This window comes from Pseudanabaena sp. 'Roaring Creek', assembly GCF_001402795.1.
In the GTDB taxonomy this organism is placed as follows: domain Bacteria; phylum Cyanobacteriota; class Cyanobacteriia; order Pseudanabaenales; family Pseudanabaenaceae; genus Pseudanabaena.
In genome coordinates this window covers 1-9,108 of the sequence record NZ_LIRE01000648.1, presented here as the reverse complement: position 1 = coordinate 9,108, position 9,108 = coordinate 1, and the positions used below count along the sequence as shown (strand labels likewise).

Sequence of the window (9,108 nt, the reverse complement as noted above, 5' to 3'; positions counted from 1 at the left end):
ATCTTTGTTTGATCCGTCTGTACTTATGCTTTCTATTAAATTTTTCCGTTGATGAGTCCGAGAAAAATGTATAGGCATATACAAACTAGACAGGCTTGGGTCTGTTGTTATAAATCTAAATAATCTATATATTCACTGAGGAAAAACTTAAGGTGCTGGTTTATAAGTTACGTCAAAAAAGGAAAAATAGTACCGTAAATTGGTTGACCTGTATCCCTCTTGCTGCTCTGATTGGTGTTTTTTGGGTATATGCGGCTACTGCTCAAACAAATCCTCAAAATCTACCAACAACGGAAAGCATTCAACAAAGTATGGTCGCGCTTAAAGTCGGTTTAGATACGCTCTGGGTTGTTATCGCCTCATTTCTGGTATTTTTTATGAATGCAGGCTTTGCTTTAGTTGAGTCTGGGTTTTGTCGAAGAAAAAATGCGGTTAATATTCTGACCAAAAATCTGATCGTATTTGCGATCGCCACCATCGCATATTGGGCAGTAGGCTTTGGCTTTATGTATGGGGACAATGGTGGTAATACCTTTATTGGGATGAAAGGGTTCTTTCTGCAAGCTGTAGATAACAGTCCTGCGACCCTTGGTGAATATAAAGGAGATTTCCCTGGGCTTAGTTGGACGGGAATCCCCCTAGAAGCAAAATTCTTATTCCAGTTAGTGTTTGCCGCAACAGCAGCAACAATCGTTTCGGGGGCGGTCGCCGAGCGCATTAAATTCCTTGCCTTTTTGCTATTCAGCTTTTTGCTAGTGGCTTTGTCCTATCCCATCACTGGACATTGGGTTTGGGGTGGTGGCTGGCTAGCAAATTTAGCTAAAGATGCTCAGGGAGCAACCACTGGAGCTTTCTTTGATTTTGCAGGTTCTACCGTTGTTCACTCCGTTGGTGGCTGGGCGGCTCTCATTGGTGCGGCTTTATTGGGGGCAAGGTCGGGTAGATACACTGAGGATGGTAAAACTCGCGCAATTCCCGGACATAGCATGAGTTTGGCAACCTTAGGTTGTTTGATTCTATGGCTAGGATGGTTTGGATTTAATCCAGGCTCGACTATGGCTGCCAATGGTCGTCTCATCGCTCATATTGCTTTGACCACAAATATGGGGGCTTCTGCAGGAGGGATCGCCGCTACGATCGTGGCATGGCTTTATTTGGGCAAACCAGATCTATCGATGATCGTGAATGGGATATTGGCGGGATTAGTCTCGGTAACGGCCTCTTGTGCGTGGATTACCTTGCCTAGTGCTTTAATCATCGGTGCGATCGGTGGCGTACTTGTGGTGTTTGCTGTGGGCGTTTTTGACAATCTCAGAATTGACGATCCCGTAGGGGCTACTTCCGTTCATTTATGTTGCGGTATTTGGGGCACTCTGGCGGTTGGTCTATTTGCCGTCGGTCAAAAAACAGATATAGGCGGCGGTTATATTTTGCAAGCTGGTGCTGGTCCTAAGGCGGGTTTATTCTTTGGTGGCGGTTTTGAACAACTTTTATACCAGACGATAGGGGCTATCTCTGTGGGTGGTTTTACGGTTGCTTTTAGCTTTATGGCTTGGTACGTGATTTCCCTAATCACCTCTGGTATTCGCGTTGAGGGTGAGGAAGAGTTTAAAGGTTTGGATATTTCCGAACATGGAATGGAAGCCTATTCTGGTTTTCTCAAGGAAGGTGAAAGCTAATTTTGGGCTGAAGAATCCTTACAGTGCTTATGGCAGCGCGAAGCGCTGCCATAAGCACTGTAAGGATTCCATGTTACCTTTGTCGTGGGTGGTACAGGCACTTAATTTTTTTTTGTAAAGTTCATCCTAATTCCGATGGGGTTATCGGGGTATAATAGTGGGGCAAAGAAGTTATACGCATACAAATTTCGATAGTTGAATCATGACAAACACTGTAGTGAATACTGCCAAAGTATCAAAGGTTGAAGTACTTAAGCAAAAAAGCGACTTTTTGCGTGGTCCCATCAATACTGAGCTAACCGATGGCAATCCATTTTTTAGTCAGGATGGTTTGCAAATTCTCAAGTTTCATGGTTCCTATCAACAAAAAGAGCGAGATTTTGAAAAGATAAAGGCTAAGGGAGAGGAAGCGCAGTACAGCATGATGTTGCGTACTCGTAGCCCAGGGGGAGTTATTCCTTGGCAATTGTATTTGGCACTAGATAAACTTTGCGATAAGTATGGAAACCATACTTTGCGGGCGACAACACGCCAAGGTTTTCAGATTCATGGCATTCTCAAGGAGAATCTGAAGACAGTAATCGCAGACATCGCTAGAAATATGGGTTCGACGATGGGGGCTTGTGGTGATATCAACCGTAATGTGATGGCTCCTTCGGTTCCCTTTAAGAATAAGCCCGCATATGCCTATGCCCGTGAGTATGCTTTCAAAATAGCAGATTTGCTAGCGCCTAAGGCTGGAGCCTATTACGATATTTGGTTGGATGGAGAAGTTGCGGTTACTGCCTCTGAAGCTCCAGAGGTAACTGAAGCGCGCAACCGTCAAGGAACGGGAACAGCGCAAACCAATATTAGCGATGTGGAGCCTATCTATGGCTCTCAGTATTTGCCTCGTAAATTTAAGATTGCGATCGCCGTTGCTGGGGACAACTCGGTTGATCTTTATACCAACGATCTGTCGCTGGTGGTCATTACCAACGCACAAAACGAACTGGAAGGCTTTAATGTCTATGTCGGTGGTGGCTTGGGACGCGCTCACAATAATGATGCGACCATTGTGCGTCTTGCCGACAGCATTGGCTTTGTCCCTGTCGCCCAAATTTATGATGCGATCAAAGCGATCGTTTCTTTGCAAAGGGACTATGGCGATCGCCACAATCGTCGCCATTCCCGCTTCAAGCATATTTTGCATGAATGGGGATTGGAAAAGTTCAAACAGGTGTTGCGGGACTATTACCCCACGCCCCTAGCTCCCGCACGCGAGTTACCCCCCTTCACATATCAGGATTATCTTGGCTGGCACGAGCAAGGCGATGGTAAATATTTTGTGGGTATCTCCATTGAAAATGGTCGGGTGATTGATCGCGAGGGGCTAAAACTAAAAACAGCGCTTCGCGAAATCAGCGAGCAATTTCACCATGATTTTGTACTGACTCCCAATCACAATCTGTTGATTACAGAGGTTGCTGCCGATGAGAAAGAGGAGATTCAAAAAATCCTCGATCGCTGCGGTGTGCTCGCTCCCCATCAGATCGATTCCCTCGTACGTTACTCGATGGCTTGTCCTGCCTTCCCCACCTGTGGATTGGCGATCGCCGAGTCAGAACGCGCCTTGCCAAATGTATTGGCGAGAATCCGCGAACTATTGGTGCGTTTGGGCTTAGAGAATGAAACCTTTGTCACCCGTATGACAGGCTGTCCCAATGGTTGCGCCCGTCCCTATATGGCTGAGCTAGCTTTTGTTGGCAGTGCCGCCGATGAATACCAAATTTGGCTGGGTGGTAGTTTTAACTCGACTCGTTTGGCTCAGCCCTACGTGCAGCGCTTGCATATCAATAATCTTGAAAAGGGCTTAGAGCCTCTATTTGTTTATTTCAAAAATGAGCGAGCCGCGGGTGAAACCTTTGGTGATTTTTGCGATCGCAAAGGCAATGAAGACTTGCGGAAGTTTGCGGAAGCCTATGTGCCTGAGCTTGAAGAAAATGAGCCGAAGGGCAAACGTAAAGATGTACGCCATCGCGTTACTCTATCGACGAAATCCTACGAACTCTTGAAAAAAGCGGTGGAAGAACAGGGTGCATCGATGAAGGATATTGTGGAAACTGCCTTGATCAAATATTTGCAATAGGTAACTCCCAAAGACAGGGCTGTCGCTCAGCGGCAGCCCTGTCCTGCCGATACTGATGCACTAATACCAATTTACGAATACCAATTTACGAAAGTGTGACAACACTATTAAAAAACAAAACCAGAGAGAGTACCGCCCGCTATACGGGCGGTACTCTCTTCTAGGTTTTTAGTTTATTTATGCTGAGCTACTTATTTAGTCCTTGAATCAAAATTCCGTTCCATTACTAGAAGCGGCGCGACGATATTTATCCATCGATCATGCTGCTTTTTATACCCCAGGACATAAACGCAGTCGGGGAATTAACCACGAATTGCTCGAACTATTCGGTAAGTCTGTTTTTCAATTGGATTTACCCGAACTGCCAGAAATAGAAGAGGCGATCGCTGATGCCGAAACATTAGCTGCCACAGCCTACGGGAGCGATCGCGCTTGGTTCTTGACCAATGGCTCAACCTGTGGTGTGCAAGCGATGCTGTTAGCAACCTGTCAGGAGGGAGACAAGGTATTAATTGGGCGTAACTGCCATAAATCAGCGATCGCCGCCTTAGTTTTGACGGGAGCAACGCCTATTTATTTGCCAACGGAATATTTGCCAGAATTCGATCTGGACTTGGGCGTAAGTCCTGCAACCCTAGAACTATTCTTACAAAAGCATCCCGATACCAAAGCAGTGCTGTTGGTCAGCCCCAACTATTTTGGGGTCTGTGGCGAATTGGCAAAAATGGCGGCGATTGCCCATGCTAGCAATATTCCCCTCTTGGTCGATGCTGCCCACGGAGCGCATTTAGGATTTCATACCGATCTGCCGATCTCTGCCCTGCAAGCAGGAGCCGATCTGGTGGTGCAATCCACCCATAAGGTTGCTGGCAGTCTCACCCAATCTTCGATGTTGCATCTCAAAGGCGATCGCATTGCCATCGACCGCATCGATCGCGCTTTACAAATATTGAGATCTAGCAGTCCTAATCTATTCCTGATGATTTCCCTTGATGTAGCGCGGCGACAGATGGCGATCGAAGGGCAGGAATTATTAACAGAAACCTTGCGCTTATCTACCGAAGCACGATCGCGACTAAGTCAACTGCCTAGCCTACTTACCCTCAGTCAAGCCGAAGTGCCAACCCTCGATCCGACGCGGTTAACCGTGATGGTCGATCGCCTTGGTATTACGGGTTTTGAAGCTGATACGGTTTTCCATTCTCATCTGGGGGTGATGGCGGAAATGCCGACCCTAAGCCAACTAGTTTTTATTCTCAGTTTGGGCAATCATCAAGCCGATGTCGATCGCCTTGTACGTGCTTTTCAGCAACTTCCCAGTCACATCAAGGAGCCTTCCTTCAGACCCGATCGCCAATTTTTGCCAATTTCTCTGCCAATCCCAAGACTTACCCCGCGTGATGCCTATTTTGCTCAAAGCGATCGCCTTGATCTTTCGCAAGCGATCGGGCGAATTAGTGCGGAATCTCTCTGCCCTTATCCTCCTGGCATTCCCTTGATTTGTATTGGCGAAGAAATCACGGCGGAGACGGTAAGTCTTTTGCAAGCGATCGCGCGATCGGGCGGGATCGTTAATGGAGCCAGTGATGCCAGTCTTGCCACAATTAGAGTTGTTAAGTAAGGGTTTTAGAATCACAAAATGGCGAAGCCATTTTGTGATTCTAAAACCCTTACTGGGTTTGGTTTTCAATTCCCAAAAGCGTAGCCACACTTTTGGGAATGGGTCTTAAAGCCCAAAGTAGAGATGCGGCGCGAAGCGCCGCATCTCTACTTTGGGCTTTAAGACCCACGAAATAGTCATGCCATTTTGGGAATTGGTATAAAATGGGTTGTGATTTTAGATTACAAAAATTTCATGTCATCTACCCCAGCCCAAATCCTGCAAAACCGTCTCAGTTACCAAGGCAGTAAGTTTTCCTTCCATGTCGATCGCCTTAAACTACCCAATGGTGTAACGGGAGAATATTCCTATATCAAGCACCCTGGGGCGGGTTTGGCAGTACCAATCACTGCCGATGGCAAATTTGTCTTGGTCAAGCAATATCGATTTGCGATTCAAGGCTATCTATTAGAATTTCCTGCGGGAACCTTGGAAGTTGGCGAAGATAGTGATATCACGATCGCACGCGAAATAGAAGAGGAAACAGGATATAAAGCTAATAAATGGCAATACCTTGGCGGTTTCTACATCTGTCCAGGTTATTCCGATGAGATCATTCATGCCTATCTAGCCCAAGATTTAGAGAAGCTAGAGCATCCTCCCGCGCAAGATGAAGATGAAGAAATAGAAGTGGTCTTACTCAGTCGCGCTGAAATTGAGGATCTATTGCGATCGCCCAGTGCTGACGCAAGACTTGATGCCAAGTCCATCACGGCTTTTTATCTAGCCCTGCAAGCAATTTAGGATTAGAAAAAACAGCGTTTTGCGCTGTTTTTTCTAATCGCTGTTTTTTTAATCCTTGAAACTGTTGGAAGCTAGATCTAACGTCACTTGACGAAGTTGTAGATAGTCCATTGGATCGACTGCGGTTTTACCATCGGGCTGTACTTCAAAGTGTAAATGCGGACCCGTACTAAATCCTGTCGAGCCCACTTCCGCGATCGCTTGCCCCTTGCGGACTACTTGCCCTTTGGCGACATAAACCCTATTGGCGTGAGCATAAAGGGTCACCGCCCCATTGTCATGCTGCAACTCGACAATATTGCCATAGCCGCCATCCGTCCATCCCGCATCGCTAACTACGCCATCGGCAGCAGCAAAAATAGGTGTGCCCGATGGCGCGGCAAAATCCACTCCTTTATGGAGCTTTCTTTCGCCAGTAATCGGATGTACGCGCCAGCCGAACCCAGAACTGATCGCAGCCCCAGTGATAGGTAGAGTGAAATTAGCAACACTGTTAAGATCGATCGCCGCAATATTTTGAGGAAGTTGCATTGTCCATTTTCCTGGTTGTGAGGATTTTAGGCGCAAATCCTGAGGATTGAGCGTAATTTCAGGGGACAGTTCGACTACCATTCTGGTGGTATTAGCATCAACCTGTCCGACTCTAACTGCCTGTACTCCACGACCTACACGCCGCCTGACCGTAGGTCCTTGATAGATGATGCCTGGAAGATCGATCACGATGCGAGTGGGATTGCTAATTACCGTTCCCTTGGGCTCAATGTCATTTTTGAGTGAAAATTCGATCTTGCTATCGTTCAGATCGTATACAAAAGTTTCCAACCGATTTGCCTGAGCAATGGGAGCAGCGATCGCCAAACTACTAGTCAATCCACATAGAGTTAGCCCTAACAAACGAAAATTTAAGGCTCTCGATTTGTTGAATAATCGACGATGACTAAACAAATTAAATAACAAATTAAATAACTGTTGGGAGCGAGACATAAAGTTTTGTATGCGCTGTAGGACGGTTGAGAGCAAGCTACAAGCCGTACATAAATGCACAAGAAGCCCTGTAAGAAGACTTGTAGAAGGCTGGGATGATGCTCTGAAAATTTCCGTAACGAGAACGAGTGAGATTCTACATCAATTTTGATGAAATGTGACAACTAGCGACGATTAATCTGCTAAAAAATTGTTTTTGCCAGCAATTAATACCCGTTCAGAAAATAGCTTTGCTATTTTCTGAACCTATAAGCAAACCCCAAAAGATAAGTGGCTGCGCGAAGCGCAGCCACTTATCTTTTGGGGTTTGCGCTTAAATTCAAACCAAGAGATTTTTACAATTGTGGCTTCGCCACAATTGTAAAAATCTCTTGGTTTTTTTGAGATCGAAGATTGCGGAAAGAAGCAAGAGAAGGGGCGCAAAGCGCCCCTTCTCTTGTGAAGATGTTATAAAAATGGAATTTTTAAGATACAAAACTAGCGATCGCCTGCTCGACTATGGCTAGGGCTTGGTCGATCTCGGTTGCCGAAACGATTAGCGGTGGCACAAACCGCACCACCATAACACCCGCAGGCACTAACAGCAAACCATGCTCGATGCCGGCGGCAACCACGTCACGGGCTTGGATATTACTGGATTCTTGCAGTACTAAACCATCGATCAAGCCCCAACCTCTCACTGAAGCAATATGTTGGGGATAGCGATCGCAAATAGCCTGTAGTCCCGTGCGCAGTTGTTGACCGCGCTCTCTGGCATTGGCGATCAGATTATCATCGACCATCGTATTGCAGACCGACAGCGCCACCGTGCAGGCAAAGGGATTGCCCCCAAAAGTACTGGCGTGATCGCCAGGCTCAAACACATCGCAATGCGCCTTGCACATCATCGCTCCGATGGGAATGCCCCCACCTAAGCCCTTTGCTGAAGTAAAGATATCGGGCTGGATACCGAGGTTTTCGTAACCCCAGAGCATCCCACTGCGTCCCATACCCACCTGCACTTCATCGATAATCAGCAGGATCTTCTTCTCGTCACAGATTTCTCTAATTCTGGCAAAATAGGCGCGATCGCCAGGATTGACGCCCCCCTCTCCCTGCAAGGGTTCGAGCATGATCGCGCAGAGTCTACCTTCGTATTTCTGTACGGCAACCTCAAGGGCGGCGATGTCATTGTAAGGAATATAGTCAAAGCCCGATACGAGAGGAGCAAAATTTTTATGATATTTGGGTTGACCCGTCGCAGTCACTGTTGCCAGAGTTCGCCCGTGAAAACTGGCATTGGCTGTCAAAATTAAAGGATCGGTAATACCAAGCTTAGTATGGGCATATTTACGGGCTAACTTAATCGCTCCCTCATTGGCTTCTGCCCCTGAGTTGCAGAAAAAAGCCTTGTCTGCACAGGAGTTTTGTACCAGCCATTTAGCCAATTGCCCTTGAGCCGCAAAATAAAACAAATTAGATGCGTGGTGCAGGGTTTGAATCTGATCGGTTACCGCCTTTATCATGGCAGGATGTGCGTGTCCCAACGTACAAGTAGCAATGCCCGCTACGAAATCTAAATATTCCTTGCCATTGCTGTCCCAAACGCGACAGCCTTCGCCGCGATCCAAGGCGATCGGAAAGCGAGCATAGGTATTCATCACATACTGATTAAACTCGGCGATCGCGTCATGAGAAACTTGACTGGCAGCCTGAGCTTGAGATTGTACTTCTAGCGTAGTTGGCGACATGGATAAAAATGGGATAATGCTGTTAATTTCATTATGAATGATATGAGAGTTTTCGTAGGAACTTCTGTAGTGGAATTAGCCGATTAAGGCGTAGATTATTTGGAGGTGTAGCGTTGACACACCTCTAATACCAATTACCAAAAGTGTGGCTACACTTTTGGTAATTGAAAACCAAACCCAGTA

Annotated in this window: 6 protein-coding genes; 4 read left to right on the top strand and 2 right to left on the bottom strand. The window is 46.6% G+C overall.

The genetic code is table 11. The features are described from left to right. Positions 1–152: 152 nt before the first annotated feature. The 4 genes from AC805_RS16995 (at position 153) to AC805_RS16980 (ending at position 6,211) form a co-directional block, all read left to right on the top strand. Positions 153–1,679 (top strand): ammonium transporter, encoded by a 1,527-nt coding sequence (locus tag AC805_RS16995; protein WP_055076486.1) that lies wholly within the window; start codon positions 153–155, stop codon positions 1,677–1,679. A gap of 202 nt (positions 1,680–1,881) precedes the next feature. Continuing rightward, on the top strand, positions 1,882–3,807 hold the full coding sequence (gene sir / locus AC805_RS16990) for a sulfite reductase, ferredoxin dependent (RefSeq protein ID WP_055076485.1): 1,926 nt from the start codon (positions 1,882–1,884) through the stop codon (positions 3,805–3,807). A 202-nt stretch (positions 3,808–4,009) separates the two neighbouring features. Next, complete coding sequence (locus AC805_RS16985) at positions 4,010–5,428, top strand: aminotransferase class I/II-fold pyridoxal phosphate-dependent enzyme (protein ID WP_055076484.1); 1,419 nt, start codon at positions 4,010–4,012, stop codon at positions 5,426–5,428. A 234-nt stretch (positions 5,429–5,662) separates the two neighbouring features. Continuing rightward, positions 5,663–6,211 (top strand): NUDIX hydrolase, encoded by a 549-nt coding sequence (locus AC805_RS16980; protein WP_055076483.1) that lies wholly within the window; start codon positions 5,663–5,665, stop codon positions 6,209–6,211. A gap of 48 nt (positions 6,212–6,259) precedes the next feature. Here the strand turns inward: AC805_RS16980 and AC805_RS16975 are convergent, their stop codons facing one another. Both AC805_RS16975 and AC805_RS16970 read right to left on the bottom strand, forming a co-directional pair. Continuing rightward, the gene (locus AC805_RS16975) at positions 6,260–7,195 is read right to left on the bottom strand and encodes a peptidoglycan DD-metalloendopeptidase family protein (protein WP_055076482.1); all 936 of its coding nucleotides are present in this window, start codon (positions 7,193–7,195) and stop codon (positions 6,260–6,262) included. Positions 7,196–7,659: 464 nt separating this feature from the next. Then, complete coding sequence (locus AC805_RS16970) at positions 7,660–8,925, bottom strand: aspartate aminotransferase family protein (protein ID WP_055076481.1); 1,266 nt, start codon at positions 8,923–8,925, stop codon at positions 7,660–7,662. Positions 8,926–9,108 lie beyond the last annotated feature (183 nt).